The sequence below is a fragment of the Kitasatospora sp. NPDC056184 genome (assembly GCF_042268405.1).
Taxonomy (GTDB): Bacteria; Actinomycetota; Actinomycetes; order Streptomycetales; family Streptomycetaceae; genus Kitasatospora.
The window spans coordinates 416,879-435,532 of sequence record NZ_JBHJUI010000005.1 but is presented as its reverse complement, the minus strand read 5'-3'; the positions used below and the strand labels follow the sequence as shown (position 1 = coordinate 435,532).

The window sequence follows — 18,654 nt, the reverse complement described above, 5'->3', positions numbered from 1 at the left end:
CGGTCACCGGATCCCGGCCACCGGAAAGCCGTCAGGGACAGGTCAAGAAAGCTGGGGGCGAGCTGTCCCGGAGGCCGCTCCGTGCGCGGCTCCGGGGGTCAGCCCGCCAGTGGCATCCGCAGCACCGCCGCCTGGCCGGCCTGCAGCTCCGCCTCCGCCCGGGCCTCGCGTTCGGCCGCCTCGCTCCACGCCCAGCCGGCCAGGTCGGCGAGTTCGACCGACCACTGCTTGCCGTAGGTGCCCGAGGCCACCTGGCCGAGCCGCAGCCGCTGGACGTCCGAGGTGCCGGCCGGCGGGTAGGTGTGGGTGGCGTCGCGCAGGTAGCGCTCGATGTGGAACTCCGCCTGCAGGCCGCGGGCGGCGTGGATCTCCATCGCGTTGCGCGCCGAGTCCATCGCGTACTCGGTGTTGATCAGTTTGGCGTTCATCAGTTCGGCGTCGCACGGCCGGCCGTGGTCCAGCAGGTGGGAGGCGTGGTACGCGGCCAGCTTGGCGGTCATCAGCCGGGACTGCATCTCGCCCAGTTTCAGTGCGATGTTGGGCAGTTGGGAGAGCGGCTTGCCGTAGAGCGACCGCGCCTCGGCGAACCGCACGGTGTCCTCGACGATCGCCACGTGGATGCCGAGCGCGACCGCCGCCAGGTTCAGCCGCCCGTACAGGGTGGAGGAGGAGTAGGCGACGTCCAGGCCCTGGCTCTCCCGGCCGAGCCGGTTGGCGGCCGGGATCCGGCAGTCCTCGAAGACGAGTTCGCCGAAGCTGAAGCCGTGCAGGCCGCTCTGCGAGCCGAGGCCGCCGGTGCGGAACCCGGGCCGGTCGCCCTCCACCAGGAAGGCCGAGAGCCCCCGGCTGCCCTGGCCGGTGCGCAGCACCACGCCGTGCACGTCGCCGATGTGCGAGTTCCCCACGAACCACTTGCGGCCGTTGAGCACGTACTCGTCACCCTCGCGCCGGGCGGTGCCGGTCATGCCGAGCACGTGGCCGCCGGACTCCGGTTCGGTGACGGCGATCGTGGGCAGCGCCGAACCGGCGGCGAACCGGGGCAGCCAGTACCGGCGTTGGGCGTCGTTGCCGAAGTGGATGACCTTGGCGACGCCGAGCTGCGAGGCCTGCGCCACCGCCCCCATGGCGCCGCTGACCCGCGACAGCTCCTCGACGATGACGGTCTTGGCGAGATGTCCCAGCCCCAGCCCGCCGAACTCGCGCGGGATGGTCACTCCGATCCAACCCCGGCGGGCGATCTCCCGCGCGAGTGCGAACTCGACCTGGCGCTCGGCCTCCATTCTGGCCACCTGCGGGCGCACTTCCTTCTCCGCGAACTCGCGCACCTCCGCACGGAGGTTCTCGTGTCGTTCGTCGGTGAAGTAGTCCATCGCCATGCCCCGGTCCTCTCGGGTTCGGTTCGTTCGGTGGATGTGCCTCCGTCCGTGCAGCCGATCCGCGTCGGCCGCCGAGGGCGTGGGGGATGTGACGGTGGCGGCCGGATGCCCCGTTCGTTGCAACCGGGTGCGTGCGGTAGTGCCGGCGGTGGCCCACGCTGCCCATGGGGACCGCCGATTTTCGGCAGGGCTCATTGTCATATGTGCGTCGGGAGCGCTCTACGGAGGATCTTGGATTGGCGCGATCGGGTCGTTCGTCGACTGCCGAGGATTGAAACGCCGCCGGATGGGGATACGAGGGGCCCCCGATTCCCGGATCCGATGGATCCGTGGGTTCCGCTTCCGGTTCCCCGCCGGTTCCCGGCCGGAAGCCCGCCCGCCGTCTCCTTGTCCAACATGCGGCTTTGACGGAGCATCAGCATCCGGGACGGCGCGGGCCGAGAGCGCCGAAGGCGCCGGATGTCTGATTACATGTGCGCCATGACTGATGTGATGAGCACTCAAGGCCAGTTCCCGGGTGCCGCCGGGGAGTCGGAACGGGCCCGCAGGCTTCGCAGCCTGGGTCTCGACGAACCCACCGCGGACGAGGCCTTCGACCGCTTCGCCCACCTGGCCGCCAGCATCACCCGCGCCCCCATCGCGATGGTCAACTTCATCAACGACGAGCGCCAGATGTTCCGGGGGCTCTACATTCCGCCAACCTCCCCCGACATCCCGGCCGGCGAGGGCTCCTCCTGGGCCGACCGGGGCATCGCTTTCGACCTGCCGACCCGTCAGATGCCGCTGAGCCACGGCTTCTGCCCGCACGTCGTCGCCCAGCGCTCCCCCCTCGCGCTGGACGACATCCTCGCCTACCCCCGGTTCGCCGGGAACCCGGTCGTCGACGAACTGGGCGTACGCGCCTACCTCGGCGCCCCCCTCGTCGACGACACCAACACCGTCATCGGCACCGTCTGCGTCCTCGACCGCGAACCCCGCCAGTGGGGCCGCGAGCGCCTGCGCGACATCCAGCACCTCGCCGAGGCCCTGCTCTCCGAGATCCGGCTGCGCGACAACCTGCTCGCCCAGCAGCAGGAGATGTTCGCCGCCTTCGACGGCTCGCCCTTCCCGATCATGCTCACCGACGGCCCGGGCCAGGAGATCCGGTACGCCAACGCCCAGCACGCCGAGGTCTTCGGCGCCCCGGCGGCGTACGGCGCGATCGGCCAGGCCTACCCCCAGCTCGGCGCCGCCGGCCTCCAGCAGGCGGTCTCCGAGGCCTACCGCACCGGCCGCGCCACCGTCCTCAACGACGTGCGCGTCCCGTCCCTGCGTCCCGACGCCCAGCGCGGCCAGCAGATCTTCAGCTTCACCTGCAGCCCGCTGCGCACCGCCCGCACCGGGCAGGTCAGCGGCGTGCTCACGGTCGGCATGGACGTCACCGCGCAGTCCCGCACCGAGGAGGAGCTCGGCACCCTGGCCGCGCTCCTGGTCGACCGCCTCCAGCAGAGCGGCGGCGCCTCCGCCAACCGCCCCGGACTCGCCGGCGCCGGCGAAGCCGGGATCATCCTGCCGGCCTGAGCGCCGACCGGATCCATCCCCTGCCCTCCCCTTCCTGTCCTCCCCCTTTCCTTTCCCCCCTTTCCGCTCTTCTCCCCTCCGATCCTCCCCTCCGATCCTCCCCGCCCGCCCGCCCGCACCGCCGCGTCCGCCACCGCGGCGGGGCGCCTCTCACCCCCGAGGAGAGGCCCCCCGCCACGGTGCTGTCCGGGCCCGCGCCGTGCGGGCCCGCGCCGTGACAGCGGACGCCGTGCCAGCGGACGCCGTGCGAGCGTCCGGCGCGCGAGCGGGCGCCGTGCGGGTGAACGCCGTCCGGGTGAACGCCGTCCGGGTGAACCGCCGGGCGCCGCCCCGCCGCGCACACCCGCCCGCCGACCCCCGGTGGTAGGCATGGGCCGCATGCAGTGGTTCGCCGCCCCCGAGTACTGGCTCAGCAGACTGCTCGTGCAACGGCTGCTGGCCGCCCTCTACCTCACCGGCTTCCTCGCCGCGGCCCTCCAGTTCCGCGCCCTGATCGGCAGCCGCGGCATGCTCCCCGTCCCCCGCTTCACCGCCCGGATCCCGTTCCGGCAGGCGCCCGGCCTCTTCCACCTCCACTACAGCGACCGCTTCTTCGCCGCCGTCTCCTGGAGCGGCGCCGCGCTCTCCGCCGCCCTCGTCGCCGGCCTCGGCGACGCCGTCCCGCTGTGGACGTCGATGCTCTGCTGGGCGGCGCTGTGGGCCCTCTACCTGTCGATCGTCAACGTCGGGCAGACCTGGTACTCGTTCGGCTGGGAGTCGCTGCTGCTGGAGGCGGGCTTCCTGGCCGTCTTCCTCGGCAACGCCGACACCGCCCCGCCCGCCCCCGTGCTGTGGCTGCTGCGCTGGCTGGCCTTCCGGGTCGAGTTCGGCGCCGGACTGATCAAACTGCGCGGCGACAGCTGCTGGCGGGACCTGACCTGCCTGCGCTACCACCACGAGACCCAGCCCATGCCCGGACCGCTCAGCTGGTTCTTCCACCACCTGCCCGACCCGCTGCACCGCGTCGAGGCGGCGGCCAACCACGTCACCCAACTCGTCGTCCCGGTCGGCCTGCTCCTCCCGCAGCCCGTCGCCACCTACGCCGCCTGCGTCGTCGTCGCCACCCAGCTCTGGCTGGTCGCCTCCGGCAACTTCGCCTGGCTCAACTGGCTCACCATCGCCCTCGCCCTCGCCGCCGTCGACCCCGCCCGCCTCGGCCTGCCCGTCCACCCGCGCCACTACGGCGCGACACCCGTCTGGTTCGAGGCCCTGGCGCTCGCCGTCACCGCCGCCGTCCTCGTCCTCAGCTACTGGCCGGTCCGCAACATGGTCTCCCGCCGCCAGGTGATGAACCGCTCCTTCAACCGCCTCCACCTGGTCAACACCTACGGGGCGTTCGGCAGCGTCAACCGGATCCGCCAGGAGGTCGTCGTCGAAGGCACGGACGAGGCGGTGCTCACCCGGCACACCGTGTGGAAGGAGTACGGGTTCAAGGGCAAGCCCGGGGACGTGCGCCGCGTCCCGCGCCAGTACGCCCCCTACCACCTGCGGCTCGACTGGCTGATGTGGTTCGCCGGCATCTCGCCCGGCTACGCCCGGCCGTGGTTCCTGCCGTTCGCCGCCCGCCTGCTGGTCAACGACCCGGACACGCTGCGCCTGCTGCGCCACAACCCCTTCCCGGACGGTCCGCCGACCCACGTCCGGGCGACCCTCCACCTCTACCGGTTCACCGATTGGCGGGAACTGCGGCAGACCGGCGCGTGGTGGCACCGCACGGCGCTCCACGAGTACCTCACGCCGGTCGACCTCGTCACCCTGGCCCGCGCCGGCCACCGCCCGCCGCCCGCGCGATAGGCGGACGGCGGGCGGTCACGGGCGGCACCGACCTGCGGTCGCGTGGCAGACGGGTGGCGGACGACCACCCGACCGGCCCTCCCGGGTGGCGTCCGGGCGGGCGGTACGGCACGCCACACCGCCCCGAGGGGCGGTGGGTGCGTGCATGGCTCGAACGGGCACCCGTATTCTTGGCCTCCGACCGGCAGCCCGACCGCGCGCCCCCGGCCCCTCGCTCCGAGGCCCGCCGCGCACCCGGACCGCCGCCCCCTCGCCGCCCGTCCACGCCCCCGCCGCAGCCGCCCAGAACCGGACCTCACATGACAGTGCTTCACTCCCGCAACGCCGACGCGGCCGACGCAGCCGGCTCCGCAGACGTCAAGGACACCACGGACACGAAGGCCGCCACGGACACCGCCGAGACCATGGACACGACGGAGACGACGAACACGACGAACACGGCGGACGCCGCGGGCACCGCGGCCACGGCCGACACCGACCTCCGCGAGGAGCTCGGCCGCTACGCCGAGCTCGGCGCGTTCACGCTCACCGCCGACACCCACCCCTGGTACGCGGCCGTCGACACCGTCGCCACCCCCGAGGAGGCCCGCGCCGCGTCCACGGTGCTCGCCGAGCTGCGCGGCCACGACCTCCAGCAGGTCTGGGACGACGTCACCGCGCTCGCCGCCGACGTCAAGCTCGACGAGCCGGACACCGTCGGCAAGACCGCGGTGCTCGTCGAGATGCTCCAGCTCGTCCGCCGCACCTCGACCGTGCTCGCCCTCGCCGCGTACGACGCCGACCTCGAAGGCCTGATCGCCGCCACCGCCGACCGGTCCTGGCGGCGCGAGCGCGGCGTCAAGCTCTCCTGGCTGCGCGGCCGCTCGCTGCGCAAGCAGGCCACCGCCCTCGCCGCCACCACCGGCCGCCCCCGCGTCCAGGACCTCCACGAGGCGCTCGCCTCCGCCGAGGTCGAGCGCCGCGCCTGGGCCGCCCTGGCCCCCGCCGGAACCCTGCCCACCGCCCCGTCCGACGCCGCCCTGGCCCACCGCACGGCGCAGACCTTCGAGTCCATCAACACCGGCGTGCGCGAACTCGCCCGCCTGCTGCCCGGCCAGGACATCGACGCGCTGTCCTTCCCGGACCTCGTCGACCTGGTCGAGCGCCTCGCCGCCGACGAGGGCACCCTCTACCGCCTCCCCACCCTCCGCGGCCTGCGCGCCACCCTGGAGGACGCCGGCCTCGCCGACCTCCTTACCGAACTCGCCGCCGCCCGCGCCGACCGCCGCGCCGCCGAGGCCGCCTACGGCGCCCGCCAGGCCCTGGCGGGCGGGCAGCGCGACGGCCTGACGCCGGCGGCGGGGGAGAAGGAGGAGGACGCGGCGGAGGCTGTTGTCGCGGTCGAGACCGAGGCCGAGGCCGAGACCGAGACCAAGACCGAGATCGAGGCTGAGGCCGAGATCGCGTCGGAGGTCGGGGCGACGGATGCGGACGCGGAGGCGACGGCCGACGAGCAGCCGCTCACCGTGACCCTCCCCGCCCCCTCGCCGGCCGCCGACGACCTGGTCGGCGTCACCACCACCCCGCCGGCCCAGCCCTCGGCCCCCGACGCCGAGACCATCGACCCCGCCACCACCGAGACCGAGGCGGAGAAGACCCCCGAGGCGGCCGCCGCCGTGGTCACCGCGTTCGTCGTCGTCGACGACACCGAGCCGGCAGCGGTGGAGGAGTCCCCGGCGGCCGAGGTGGCCGATGAGGAGCCGGAGCCCGTCGCGGAGGCCACGGCCGAGGCCGGCGCTGTTGCCGGGGCCGTCGCGGAGACCCCGGAGGCTGAAGGACCGGCCGACGAGGTCGTCGAGGCGGCCGTCGAGGTTGAGGCGACGCCCGAGCCGGTCGCGGAGCCGGTGGCGGAGGTCGTGGTCGAGACCGCGGCCGTAGAGGCAGCGGCTGTCGAGCCGGTTGCCGAGGCACCGGTTGAGGCTGAGCCGGTTGCTGAGGTTGTCGCCGAGCTTCCGGCCGACGAGGTTGAGGCGACGCCCGAGCCGATCGCGGAGGTTGTGGTCGAGGCCGGGGCCGTAGAGGCAGCGGTTGTCGAGCCGGTTGCCGAGGCACCGGCCGCGGCGGAGCCGACCGAGGAGGCTCCGGTTGCGGTTGAGCCGGGCGTTGAGATCGAGGTCGAGGCGACGCCCGAGCCGATCGCGGAGCCCGTGGCGGAGACCGCGGTCGAGGTCGAGGCCGTAGAGGAAGCGGTTGTCGAGGCACCGGTCGAGGCAGAGCCTGCCGCCGAGCCGGTGGCCGAGGTTGCTGCCGAGGCCGTGGCGGAGCCCGCTGCCGAGGCTCCGGCCGAGGAGAAGGCCGAGCCGGTGGCGGAGGCCGCCGAGGAGCCCGCCACCGAGCCCGAGGCCGCCGCCGAAACCGCCCCCGAGACCGGTGGGCAGCCGGAGAAGCCGGACTTCACGCCGGGCCGGCCGGTGACCGCGTACTCCGCGGAGGAACTGCTCGCGATCGTGCGCTGGGTCGACGGCGACGGGGTCGAGCGCAGCGACGAGGAACTGCTGCGGGCGGCGATGAAGGAGCTCGGCTTCGCCCGCCTCGGGCCGCGGATCAAGGAGGCGCTGGGCGCCGCCGTCACCGCCGCGCGCGGCTGACGGACTCCGGGAGAAGGCCTCGGGACACGGTCACCGACCGCGTCCCGGGGCCTTTCCGCGTGTCCACCCGGCGAAATCCGATTGCCGGACGGGCGTGGGCTGTTGAGACTCGGCGACGGTCGGACAAACCGATCAACGCCGATCATCGCCGACAGAGCGGAGCCCCCCGTGCCCGATGTCCTGCGCCCCCGCGCCCTCGCCCCGGGCGACCTCGTCGCCGTCGCGGCGCCCGCCGGACCTCTGGAGGCCGACGCCGTGCCCCTGCTGGAGCGGGGTGTCGCCATGCTCACGGCCATGGGCTTCCGCGTGCGCCGCACGCCGCTGGCCGAGCCCGGGCGGCGCCGCTGGTGGGCGGCGGCCGGGCCCGAGGCACAGGCCGAGGAGTTCAACCGGCTGCTGCGCGACCCGGAGGTCCGGGCGATCGTCGCGCACACCGGCGGGCAGGCCGTGGCCGGCTGGCTGGACCGGCTGGACGTCGACGCCGTCCGCGCCGACCCCAAGCCGGTGCTCGGGTGCAGCGACGTCTCGCTGCTCCTGCTCGCGCTGCACGCCCGCACCGGTCTGGCCGGTCTCCACGGCGACATGGCGACCTACGGACTGGGCGGCTCCTGGCACGGCGCCGCGGACGACGGCGGCGCCGCCACGACCGCCGCGACGCTGACCGGTCTCTACCGCCGCGCCCTCACCGACCCGGCGGTGCCGCTCGGGCCGCTGCCCGGACTGCGCGCCTCCGGCGGCTGGGAGTGCTGGCGGCCCGGCCGGGCCTCCGGACCGCTGGTCGGCGGCCTGCTGGGGCGGCTGGTCGCGCTCCAGGCGACGCCCTACGCGCTGCCCGCCGAGCGCTTCGACGGGGCGGTGCTGTTCTGGGAGGAGGTGGAGCGGCCGCTGTCCGCCGTCTGGCAGGACCTGCACCTGCTGCGGATGTCCGGCGTGTTCGACCGGATCGCCGGACTGGTCGTCGGCGTGCCGCACCGGGTCACCGCGACCGGCTGCGCGGACGACGCGCCGGCGCCGTCGCTGCGCGAGGTCGTGCTCGACGTCCTGGGCGACCGGCCGCTGCCGGTGCTCGGCCAGGTGGACCTCGGCCACGCCGGCCCCAACCTGCCCCTGCCGCTCGGCATCCGCGCGACCGTCGACGCCACCGTCCGCGCCCTGAGCCTGGACGAACCGGCCGTCACCCCGCGCTGAGCGAGGAGGCCGCAGACGCCGCGGCCCGGCCCGGCCCGGCCCGGACACGGTCGCGGACACGGGGACGATCCTGCGGCATCCCCGGTCCGGCCCCTGAACACCTCCTGGCCTGCGTGGACAGGGTCGACGCCGCAGCCGCCCGGGCGGAGGACAACCGTCCGGCCTGATGCGGTCCGGACCCCCAGCTACTGCTGCACGCCTTCGACGGCGACGGCCGGGTGGAGACCTGCGCGCGGAACGGTGTTCCGGACGCACCGTTGCGTCTGTCCGACACGCCGACGGCCGTCGCAGCCGTCGCGGCCGTGGCCGCCCTCGTCGAGCTGACACGGGCGGTGGGAGGGACCTGGACCGTTCACCCCGACGGGGGACGGGCCCGGGCAATCGGGGTGAGGCGGGCTAATCCGCCCGGGCCAGCTGGTCCGCCAGGACGGCCGGGGCCTCCACCAGGGACGGGCCGTACCAGGTGAGGTGGCGGCCGCTCACCAGGGCGGCCGGGATGCCGGGGAAGGCCTCCGGGCCGTCGGCGGCGGTGAAGCGGTAGGGCTCGTCGGGCAGGACGACCAGGTCGGGGCGGGCGGCGAGCAGCTCGGGGAGCGGGACGGCGGGATAGCGCTCCGGGCGGGACGGGTCCTCGGCGTGCGGGAGGCTCAGGCCGAGGCGGCGCAGCAGGTCGCCGGCGAAGGTGTCGTGGCCGAGCACCATCCACGGGCGGCGCCAGATCGGCACCACCGCCCGGCGGGCCGCTCCGGGCAGCGGGCGGACCTCGGCCCAGGCGGCCCCGGCGGCGTCCAGCCAGGGCGGGCGGGGGAGCCCGCAGCCGACGGTGAGCAGCCGGTCCAGTGAGCGGAGCGCCTGGTCGAGGGTGCGGATGTCGGTGACCCAGACGGGCAGGCCGGCCGCCCGCAGGGCGTCCAGGTCGGGGCGGCGGTTCTCCTCGTCGTTGGCGATCACGAGGTCCGGGGCGAGCGCCACGATCCGGGCCACGTCCGGGTTCTTGGTGCCGCCGATCCGGGCCACGGCGAGGCCGGCCGGGTGGCTGCACCAGTCGGTGGCGCCGACCAGCAGCCCGTCCGCGGTCGCGGCGAGCGCCTCGGTGAGCGAGGGCACCAGCGACACCACCCGCCGCACCGGCCCAGGACCGAGCGGCAGCGCCGACCCGAGGTCGTCGACCGCCGCACCGCCGGGAACGGGAAGGGACGTCATCCCACCACCCTAACCACCGCCGCCGCCCCACCCGCTACCCCGCCCGCTACCCCGCCGCCGCCCCGATCGGCGCCCGGACGGGCAAACTCACGGGAACCGGCCGGGCACAGCGGCCGACTACTGGTCCGGGTTCACAGGACGAACCCGAGCACAACCATGGACCAGGAGAGTTTCTGATGCGCCCTCGCGTCTTCTGCGGTATCGCGGCCGCCGTCGCCCTGTTCGCCACGGCATGCTCCGGTGGTGGTGACGGGGGCGGGGACGGCGCCGGGGGCGGTACGAGCGCCCAGGCGGGGGCCGGGGGGGCCTTCCCGGTCAAGGTCGCCGACTGCGCGGGACGGGAGACCGATGTCAAGCAGGCGCCCCAGCGGATCGTCACCAGCGACGCGGCCGGGTTGGAGATGCTGCTCCAACTCGGCGCCGGCGACCGGGTCATCGGCACCGGGTTCCCGCCCGGGAAGGGCAGCCTGCCGGCGGCCGTGGCCGACCAGGGCGCGAAGGTGCCCGTGCTGGGCGACACGCTGATCCCCAAGGAGAAGCTGCTCGGCTCCGGCGCCGACCTCTACGTGGACACCTTCGGGCCGATGCCGGGCATGGGGGCGGCGGGCGCCGGGCCGACCGAGGAGGAGCTGAAGGCGGCCGCCGTCCAGCACGTGCTGCTGCTCTCCACGGCCTGCGCCACCGGCCCCAAGGCCGCCCAGGGGCCGCGGACCGACCTCGCCGCCGTCGAGGAGGACGTCCGCCGCCTCGGCGCGGTCACCGGGACGTCCGCCCGGGCCGAGGAACTGGTCGGCGCGATGGAGAAGCAGATCACGGACGTCAAGAACGCCACCGCGGGCGTACCGGAGGCGCAGCGTCCCGGGTACTTCCTCTTCGACTTCGACGCCGGTACAAAGCAACCGATGGCCGTCTGCGGCAAGCAGGTCGCCAACGCCGTGATCACCCTGGCCGGCGCGCGCAACGTGTTCGGCGACTGCGACGCGGACTTCCGGCCCGTCTCCTGGGAGGACGTGGTGGCGAAGAACCCGGACTGGATCCAGCTCGCGGTGCGCAACCGCGGCAGCGAGGAGGCGAACCGCAAGGCCTTCGACGAGGCCGAGGCGTTCCTCAAGGGATTCCCGGCCACCCAGGGCCTGAAGGCCGTCCAGGAGGGGCACTTCCTGCGGATCGGCTCCGAGGTCACCACGATCGCCGGGACCCGCAACGCCGACACCGTGCGGCAGATCGCCGCGACGATCCACCCGGCGCTCGTGAAGAACGGGCAGTAGCCGATGGCCCGGGCCACCGCCGCCGACGAGGCGCCCGCCGACCTCGCGGGCGCCGGCGCCGCCGCACGGCGCAAGCGCGTCCGGTCGCTGCAAGCCGGACCGCTCGCCGCCGTGCTCACCGCCGCCCTGGTCGTCGCGCTGACCGCCGCCGTCTCGCTCGGCGCGGTGGACATCCCGCCCGGCGAGGTGTGGGAGGTGGTCGGCCGCCGGCTCACCGGACAGCACCCGGCGCCCGGCACCCGGGACCTCATCGTCTGGCAACTGCGTGTGCCGCGCGCCCTGCTGGCGGCCGTGGTCGGGGCCGGGCTCGGCGTGGTCGGCACCGCCGTGCAGGCCCTGGTCCGCAATCCGCTCGCGGACCCGTTCCTGCTCGGCATCTCCTCCGGGGCCTCGCTCGGCGCGGTCGGCGTGATCGTGCTCGGCAGCGGCCTCGGCCTTGAGCTGACCATCGGCGGCATCGCCGGGATCACCGTCTCGGTGGCCGCCTTCCTCGGCGCGCTCGCCGCGTTCTCGCTGGTGTGGGTGCTGGCCCGGCGCGGCGGCGGCTTCTCCCCCTTACGCCTGGTGCTGGCCGGCATCGGCATCGGGCAGTTCCTCACCGGCCTCACCAGCTACCTCGTCCTGCAGACCGGCGACGAGCAGCAGACCAGGGGCGTGCTGTTCTGGCTGATGGGCAGCCTGAGCGGCGCCACCTGGGGCCAACTCGCCGTCCCCGCCGCCGCCGTGGTCCTCGGCACGGTCCTGCTCCAGGGCCGCGCCCGGGGGCTGAACGCGATGCTGATGGGCGACGAGACGGCGGCCGGGCTCGGCATCGACGTCGCCCGGCTGCGGCGCGAGATCTTCGCCGTCACCAGCGTGCTCACCGGGGTGCTGGTCGCGGTCTCCGGGGCGATCGGCTTCGTCGGGCTGATGGTCCCGCACGTGTGCCGGCTGCTGGTCGGCGGCGACCACCGCCGGCTGCTGCCGCTGTCCGCCCTCACCGGCGCGGTGCTGCTGGTGGTCGTCGACCTGCTCGCCCGCACCGCGCTCGACGGCCAGGAGGTGCCGATCGGCGTGGTGACCGCCCTGCTCGGCGCGCCCACCCTGCTCTACCTGCTGGACCGACGACTGGAGCGGAATTGAGAATCGCCGTCGAAGACGTGAGCGTCGCCCTCGCCGGGCGGACCGTGGTGGCCGGCGTCCACCTGGTCGCCGAGGAGGGCGAGATCGCCGGCCTGGTCGGTCCCAACGGCAGCGGCAAGTCCAGCCTGCTGCGCACCGTGTACCGGCACCTGCGGCCGAGCGCGGGCCGGGTGCTGCTGGCCGGGCGGGAGCTGTCCGAGCTGAGCCCGGCGCAGTCCGCCCGGCACATCGGGGCGCTGCCCCAGGAACGCGGCGGGGACTTCGAGTTGACCGTCCGCGAGGTGGTCGCGATGGGCCGCACCCCGTACAAGCGGGCCTTCGCCAAGGACGACGCCGAGGACCACCGGTTGGTCGCCGAGGCGCTGGAGCGGGTCGGCATGGCGCACGCGCCGGACCGCCGGTTCGCCCAGCTCTCCGGTGGGGAGCGGCAACGCGTGCTGCTGGCGAGGGCGTTGGCGCAGCAGCCGGACGTGCTGGTGCTGGACGAGCCGACCAACCACCTGGATGTGCGGCACCAGGTGGAGCTGCTCGCGCTGCTGCGCGAGCAGCGGCGCACCACCCTGGTCGCGCTGCACGACCTGAACGCGGCCGCCTCGGTGTGCGACCGGCTGCACGTGCTGCACCGCGGCACGCTGGTCGCCTCGGGGAAGCCGCGCGAGGTGCTGACCGCCGAGCTGCTCGCCGAGGTGTTCGGCGTGCGGGCGGCGGTGGTCGAACACCCGTTGACGGGCGACCCGTTGATCGCGTTCGACCACCGCACGCCGGCCGACGCGCCCGGCCCCGGGCTTCCGGGGCCGGGCGCGCGGCGTTCAGCGGCGGCCCCGGGACGGGACATGCCGGCCGTGGACGGACCCGGCGTCGAGCTGCCGGGCGTGGACGGGCCGGACGTGGCCGTCCCGGAGGCGGGCGCGCCGCTGTCCGGGGCGGGGCTGCGGGCGTCCGTCGGGCACCCGGTCGCCGCCGCCCCGGCGTCCGTCGAGCGTCAGGAGGTCTCGTAGTGGCTCGGGCGGCCGTTGCGCTCGATCAGCCGGCCGGCCTTGGCGGCCTCCTCGCTGCGCAGCAACTCCCATCCGCCGTCCTGGCGGTGGAGCACCGAGGAGTGCCACGGCGTCATCCACATGTCCGCGTGCTCCAGCAGCCGGATGCCGAACTTCAGCACGCCGGCCTTCTGCGGGTGGATGGAGAGCCGGAACGAGCGGGGGTGCTGCTCGGCGATGAGGTCGCCCCAGGCGCGGCTGCGCTGGATGACGCCGTAGGCGCGCTGGCGGCAGTCCTTCTGGAGGGCGGACTTGGTGCCGGTCCAGCCGAAGGTGTCCTCGGTGAGGAAGCGGGTGATGCCGCGATAGAGCTTCGCGGTCTCCTCGTCGGTCAGCACCTGCTCGCGCAGCTCCTCCTTGGTCGGCGCGTACTGGGCGTGCACCCGGGCGCGCTTCTCGTCGAAGGGCAGGTCGCCGAGGACGGCCCGCAGGTCGAAGGTGTCGAGGTGGGTCAGGCCCTCGCGCTCGATCATCGCGGTCAGCTCGTCGGAGTACTGGTCGATGTGGTCGTCGGGCACGTGGATGAGGTCGCCGAAGATGTGGCCGTCGGAGCAGATCAGGATCTTGGCGCCGGGCTCGTAGAGCTTGCCGATCTGCTCGGCGAGCCCGTTGAGGAAGGTGAGCGAGAGCCGCTCGCCCTCGTCGGGCAGGTGGCCGAGCACCTTGGCGAGGTTGGGGGACTTGCAGGGGAACCCGGGGAGGGTGAAGAGGATCGGGTCCCCGGCCGTGATGAAGTCCGCCACCTGCTCCAGCTGGAGCGGGAAGTCGGCGGGGGTGGCGTCGACCTCGGGGTCGGAGGCGCGGCGGTGCGGGAGCAGCAGGTCGACGATCTCGGCGGAGAGCCGGGCCACGGTCTGCTGGTCGGGGGCGGTGTACCCGGTGGTGGTCTGCGCGGTCACGTCGCTCTCGTTGCTGTCGGCCTGGCGGTTGCTGGAGTTGTCGGTGACGGTGCCGGCGGGCGGCATGGTGGTCCTCCATGGAACGGTGAACGGGCTTCGGGCAGGCGGAGCCACGCCCCGGCGGTGTTCACCGGGACGCTGTGGTGGGTGCAGGGAGAAGCGTGGTGGCCCCGTCTCGGGCGCTCAGATCCGCCGGTCGTAGGCGACCGGGAGCCGGTTCACCCCGCGGGCCAGGACGGCGGGTACCCAGGCGAGCGCGTCGATGCGCTCGTCGTCGGCGACGGACGGGCGGAGCCCGGGCAGTCGGGTGAGCAGGGTGCCGATGGCGATCTGGAGCTCGGCCCGGGCCAGGGCGGCTCCGGGACAGAAGTGGATGCCGTGGCCGAAGGCCAGGTGGGCGTTGGGGGAGCGGTCGAAGTCCAGGACGTCGGTGTCCGTGAACTGCTCCTCGTCGCGGTTGGCGGCGCCGAGCGAGACGATCACCGAGTCGCCGGCCGGGACGGTGGTGCCGTGCAGATCGCTGTCCGCGGCGAAGAAGCGCCAGGTGGTGAGCTCGAACGCGCCGTCGTAGCGGAGCAGTTCCTCGATCGCCCGGGTGAGCAGGCCGGGTTCGGCGGTGGGCGTGTCGGGGTCGAGGCTCGTGCACAGCCGGTCGAGCTGATCGGGGTGGCGCAGCAGGGTGATCAGCATGGTGGTGATCTGGTTGGTGACCGGCTCCTGGCCGGCGACCAGCAGCTGGAACACCATCGAGTCGAGCTCCTCGGGGCTCAACTCGCCGGTGTCGCAGGCGGCGACGAGCCGGCCGAGCAGGTCCACGTCGGGCCCGGCGGGGTCGTGGGTGGCGCGCTTGTGCGCGACCACCTCGGCGATGTAGGTCTGCAGGCCGCGCAACCGGCCCTCGTACGCCGGTCGGCCCGGGTCCTGCGGACCCACCGGTTGCACCACCTTGCCCCAGTCGCGGTCGAACTTGACGGCCAACTCCTGGGGGAGTCCGATCACTTCGGCCAGCACCCGGAAGGGGTAGTGGGCCGCGAAGCCGGCCACCAGGTCGCTGCCGCCGGCCGGGGCGGTCGGCGGCAGCTCGTCGACCAGGGCGTCGGCGAGCTCCTGGATGCGCGGGCGCAGCGACTCCACCCGGCGCGGTGAGAAGGCGTCCAGGACGAGCTTGCGCATGATGGTGTGCTTCGGCGGGTCCTGGTGCAGCAGGTGCGCCTGGAGCTGCGAGTGCTGCGGCTCGGGCATGATCGAGGCGAGCCGGCGCCACTCGTCGTTGCCGAGCGCATGGTTCTTGCCGAGCCGGGGGTCGTTGAGCGCCTCGTGCGCGGCCTTGTAGCCGGTGACCAGCCAGGCGCCGACGCCGCTCGGGAAGGTCACCCGGTGGACGGGGCCGGAGGCCCGCATCTGTCGGTAGAGGGGGTAGGGGTCGCTCTTGTACTCAGGTCCGAACAGCGGCACGGGGCTGGGGAGTTCGTCGTAGCCGAACGGGCAGCGGGGCCCGTCGGCCGCCTCGCCCGCCGCGGTCGGGTCGTGGACGGTGTCGGTCATTGCGGTTGTTCCTCCGGTATGGATCTGCCGTGTGCAGTCCGGGTGGTGGCGTTCCGTCACGCCGGGCTGCCGATCGTCCGGTCGTTCTCGGTGGTGCTCTCGGTACTGGTGCTGCTCGTGGTGCTCTTGGTGGGATCGTTGGGCTTGTGGCCCTTGGTGGTGCGGTGGTGCAGGGTCAACAGGGCCACGGCGAGGGCGGCGGCGACGGCGGCGAGGGTGAGGCCGGCCCGCACGCCGGCGATCTCGGTGGCGCCGTACAGGGTGGCGGCGGTGCCCAGCGCGGGGCCGAGGGCGAAGCCGAGGCTGCGGGAGAGCTGGACGGCCGAGCCGGCGGTGGCGAGCTGGTCCGGCGGGGCCGAGGTCATCACCAGGGCCTGGACGGGGCCGCCGTTGAGGCCCATGCCGACGCCGGCCACGGCGAGCCGCCAGGCGATGTCGGGCGAGGACCAGTCGGTGTCCACTGGGATGATCAGCAGCATGCCCAGGGCCGTCACGGCGGCGCCGGTGATCGCCGTCGGGCGGGCGCCCCAGCGGTCCGCGAGCCGTCCGCCGAAGCGGCTGGCCACCACCATGCCGAGCGGGAACGCCAGCATGGTGAGCGCGGTGCCGGTCGCGCTCTCGCCGTCCTCCCGGCGCAGGTACTGGGCGAGCAGGAAGTGGTTGGCGGCGAAGCCGGCGGCGAGGGCCAGCACCGAGCCGTTGACGGCGGCGGTGCCGGAGGCGCGCAGCACGGTGGCGACCGGGCGCCCGCCGGGGCGGCGCAGCCAGAACAGCACCAGCGGGACGGAGGGCAGCGCGAGCAGCAGCCAGAGCGGCGCGTCCGGGGCGAGGGTGAGGCCGAGCAGGACGGCGGCGATCGCCGAGCCGATCAGCGCGGCGTCGCCGAGCGAGCCGCGGTCGGGCAGCCGCAGCCGTCCGCCGACGCGCGGGGCGTCGCGGTGGGCGATCAGCCAGGCGGCCAGGCAGATCGGCAGTTTGACCAGGAAGATCGCCCGCCAGCCGACGTGGTCCAGCAGCAGGCCGCCGATCACCGGGCCGAGGACGGCGCCGAGCGGGCCCAGGGTCGCGGGCACGCTCATCGCCCGTCCGCGCAGTTCCGGGCGGACGGCGGTGGCGGCGAGGACCGGCATGAGGACGAAGAGCACGGCGCCGAAGGCGCCTTGGGCGAGGCGGGCGGCGATCAGCCAGCTCGCCCAGGGCGCGGCGGCGGCCAGCGCGCTGCAGAGCGCGAAGCAGGCGACGGACAGCAGCAGGGCGGCGCGCAGGCCGACCTGGTCCAGCCAGCGTCCGGCGGGCAGCAGCAGGGCCACCAGCGGGAGTTGGTAGCCGAGCACGGCCCACTGGGCGGTGGTGGGGGAGACGTCGAGGGCGTTCGCGATGTCGGTGAGCGCGAGGTTGACGACGTTCATGTCGAGCATCGCGACGAAGGAGATCAGGCCGGCGGCGAAGACCAGACTCCACCGGTCCACCGGCGCCCCGGCCGGGCTGTCACCCGGTGTGCCGGTCGCGGGCGACTGCTGCGTTGCCATGGGTCATCCTCCGTTCCCCCGTGCTGTCCGGACGCCACCTCGGCGTCGGCGTCCGGTAGAGCAGTCGGAGGCGGCCCGGTCCGAGTTCCGAACAGGTGGGGGATTTTTACGGCTTGGCCGGATCATGACGACGATGGCCGATCTTGCCTGCTCACCCTGAGCACCCGCCGGCTGACAAGTGACAGCTGACAGATAACAGATGACAGCTGACGGCTGACAGATTTTGAAATCTGTCAGCCGTCAGCTGTCAGCGGGCCGGTGCTGTCGTCGGCCCCGTCGTCGCGGTTCGCCGGTTCGCCGGCCCGTCGGCGCGCCGCCTCCTCGTCAGCCGACCGCCGCCAGTTCGGCGGCCGAGGCCGCCGCCGGCTCCCCGGCCTCGGCCGCCCGGAGCCGGGCTATCAGCTCCTCGCGAGCCCGGGCCACCCGGGAGCGGACGGTGCCGACGGGGCAGCCGGCCACCTCGGCGGCCTCGGCGTAGCTCAGCCCGACGACCTGGGTGAGCACGAAGGCCTCGCGGCGCTGGGCGGGCACCCGGTCCAGCAGGTCGCCGAGCGCCACGCCGTCCTCGAAGCCCGCGGCGGGCGCGGTGCCCTGCCGCTCGGCGGCCTCCTGCCAGTCCGGCAGCGCGGCGCACCGCGGCCGGGCGGCGGCGGTGCGGTAGCGGTCGATGACGGTCCGCCGGGCGATGGACAGCAGCCAGGTGCGGGCGGAGGAGCGCCCGGCGAACCCGGGCAGGCTGCGCAGGGCCCGCAGGAAGGTCTCCTGGGCGAGGTCGTCGGCGGACTGCACGTCGGTGAGGTGGGCGACGAACCGCCACACGTCCCGCTGGGTGGCCCGGACGAAGGCCTCGACGTCGGCCGGCCGGCCCGCGCGGGCGGCCAGGGCGAGCGCGGTGAGCTGCTCGTCATCCACGACGGTCCCCCACCCGGTCGGTCCCAGCCCGGAGGAGGTGCGGGACGATGGTCATATGAGATGCGCGCAACTCCGTACCGCTCTGTCCGCCCGCCTCGACGGCGAACCGGCTGGTGTGCCGGACCGCCGGCTGGACAAGCACGTCGCGCGGTGCGCGGCGTGCCGGGAGTGGCTGGAGCGGGCGGAGCGACTGCGTGGTCCGCTGCTCGCGGACGGGGCCGGCGAGCCGTCGGCGGACTGGACGGCGAAGCTCCTCGCGCGCCTCGGCACGGAGGGCCCCGGGGCGGTCGGCCCCGGCGGGGTCGAGAACGGGGGAGCCGGAGAGGGCCGTCCCGGGCAGGGGGACGACGGACGGACGCGGTAGGACGGTGGCGCCGGGCGAAGCCGGTGCGCCGTCGAAGTCAGGCATGAAGGTGTCCTGAGGAGAAGACCGGGTGCGATGCCGCTGCGGGCGGCACCGTCGGCGTCGGTGGGCGGCCGCGCGCACCCGGCCCCGGCCGCGGTGGCGGCGGGGACGGTCGGCACGCACGGGCCCGGACCCCGGCAGCAGCGGCC

The 18,654-nt window shown here is 74.5% G+C and carries 13 protein-coding genes and 1 pseudogene; 8 read left to right on the top strand and 6 right to left on the bottom strand.

Features of this window, described 5'->3' with window-relative positions; translation table 11 throughout:
• Positions 1-98 precede the first annotated feature (98 nt).
• Positions 99-1,370: an acyl-CoA dehydrogenase family protein gene (locus ACFC0B_RS13945; protein WP_376086008.1), complete on the bottom strand. Its 1,272-nt coding sequence runs from the start codon at positions 1,368-1,370 to the stop codon at positions 99-101.
• Between the two features lie 486 nt (positions 1,371-1,856).
• On the opposite strand from ACFC0B_RS13945, the gene ACFC0B_RS13940 reads away from it, so the two are divergent.
• From ACFC0B_RS13940 to ACFC0B_RS13925, 4 genes are all read left to right on the top strand, one after another.
• Complete coding sequence (locus ACFC0B_RS13940; protein WP_376085918.1) at positions 1,857-2,936, top strand: GAF domain-containing protein; 1,080 nt, start codon at positions 1,857-1,859, stop codon at positions 2,934-2,936.
• Positions 2,937-3,314: 378 nt separating this feature from the next.
• Positions 3,315-4,769, top strand: a complete 1,455-nt coding sequence (locus ACFC0B_RS13935) for a lipase maturation factor family protein (RefSeq protein ID WP_376086005.1) — start codon at positions 3,315-3,317, stop codon at positions 4,767-4,769.
• A gap of 299 nt (positions 4,770-5,068) precedes the next feature.
• Entirely contained in the window at positions 5,069-7,396 is a 2,328-nt protein-coding gene (locus ACFC0B_RS13930) for a hypothetical protein (protein WP_376085915.1), read from the top strand.
• 168 nt (positions 7,397-7,564) lie between these two features.
• Positions 7,565-8,584, top strand: a complete 1,020-nt coding sequence (locus tag ACFC0B_RS13925) for an LD-carboxypeptidase (RefSeq protein ID WP_376085913.1) — start codon at positions 7,565-7,567, stop codon at positions 8,582-8,584.
• Positions 8,585-8,980: 396 nt separating this feature from the next.
• Here ACFC0B_RS13925 and ACFC0B_RS13920 read toward each other — a convergent pair whose 3' ends face one another.
• Positions 8,981-9,787, bottom strand: a complete 807-nt coding sequence (locus tag ACFC0B_RS13920; protein WP_376085910.1) for a helical backbone metal receptor — start codon at positions 9,785-9,787, stop codon at positions 8,981-8,983.
• Positions 9,788-9,963: 176 nt separating this feature from the next.
• On the opposite strand from ACFC0B_RS13920, the gene ACFC0B_RS13915 reads away from it, so the two are divergent.
• From ACFC0B_RS13915 to ACFC0B_RS13905, 3 genes and pseudogenes are all read left to right on the top strand, one after another.
• Positions 9,964-11,055 carry an ABC transporter substrate-binding protein gene (locus tag ACFC0B_RS13915; RefSeq protein ID WP_376085907.1) on the top strand — a complete coding sequence of 364 codons (1,092 nt, stop codon included), beginning with the start codon at positions 9,964-9,966 and terminating at the stop codon, positions 11,053-11,055.
• A gap of 3 nt (positions 11,056-11,058) precedes the next feature.
• Positions 11,059-12,177 (top strand): FecCD family ABC transporter permease, encoded by a 1,119-nt coding sequence (locus ACFC0B_RS13910; protein ID WP_376085905.1) that lies wholly within the window; start codon positions 11,059-11,061, stop codon positions 12,175-12,177.
• Positions 12,174-12,965: pseudogene (locus ACFC0B_RS13905) on the top strand (ABC transporter ATP-binding protein); the annotation flags it as partial. The gene ACFC0B_RS13910 and the pseudogene ACFC0B_RS13905, both read left to right, overlap by 4 nt.
• A gap of 194 nt (positions 12,966-13,159) precedes the next feature.
• Here the strand turns inward: ACFC0B_RS13905 and ACFC0B_RS13900 are convergent.
• From ACFC0B_RS13900 to ACFC0B_RS13885, 4 genes are all read right to left on the bottom strand, one after another.
• Positions 13,160-14,179, bottom strand: coding sequence for an L-tyrosine/L-tryptophan isonitrile synthase family protein (locus ACFC0B_RS13900; protein WP_376085904.1), 1,020 nt, complete (start codon positions 14,177-14,179; stop codon positions 13,160-13,162).
• Positions 14,180-14,296: 117 nt separating this feature from the next.
• Positions 14,297-15,658 (bottom strand): cytochrome P450, encoded by a 1,362-nt coding sequence (locus ACFC0B_RS13895; protein WP_376085901.1) that lies wholly within the window; start codon positions 15,656-15,658, stop codon positions 14,297-14,299.
• A gap of 56 nt (positions 15,659-15,714) precedes the next feature.
• Entirely contained in the window at positions 15,715-17,187 is a 1,473-nt protein-coding gene (locus ACFC0B_RS13890) for an MFS transporter (RefSeq protein ID WP_376085899.1), read from the bottom strand.
• 324 nt (positions 17,188-17,511) lie between these two features.
• Entirely contained in the window at positions 17,512-18,099 is a 588-nt protein-coding gene (locus tag ACFC0B_RS13885; protein WP_376085896.1) for a sigma-70 family RNA polymerase sigma factor, read from the bottom strand.
• A 55-nt stretch (positions 18,100-18,154) separates the two neighbouring features.
• Between ACFC0B_RS13885 and ACFC0B_RS13880 the strand changes: the two genes are divergently transcribed.
• Positions 18,155-18,463 (top strand): zf-HC2 domain-containing protein, encoded by a 309-nt coding sequence (locus tag ACFC0B_RS13880; RefSeq protein ID WP_376085894.1) that lies wholly within the window; start codon positions 18,155-18,157, stop codon positions 18,461-18,463.
• The last annotated feature ends 191 nt before the right edge of the window (positions 18,464-18,654 follow it).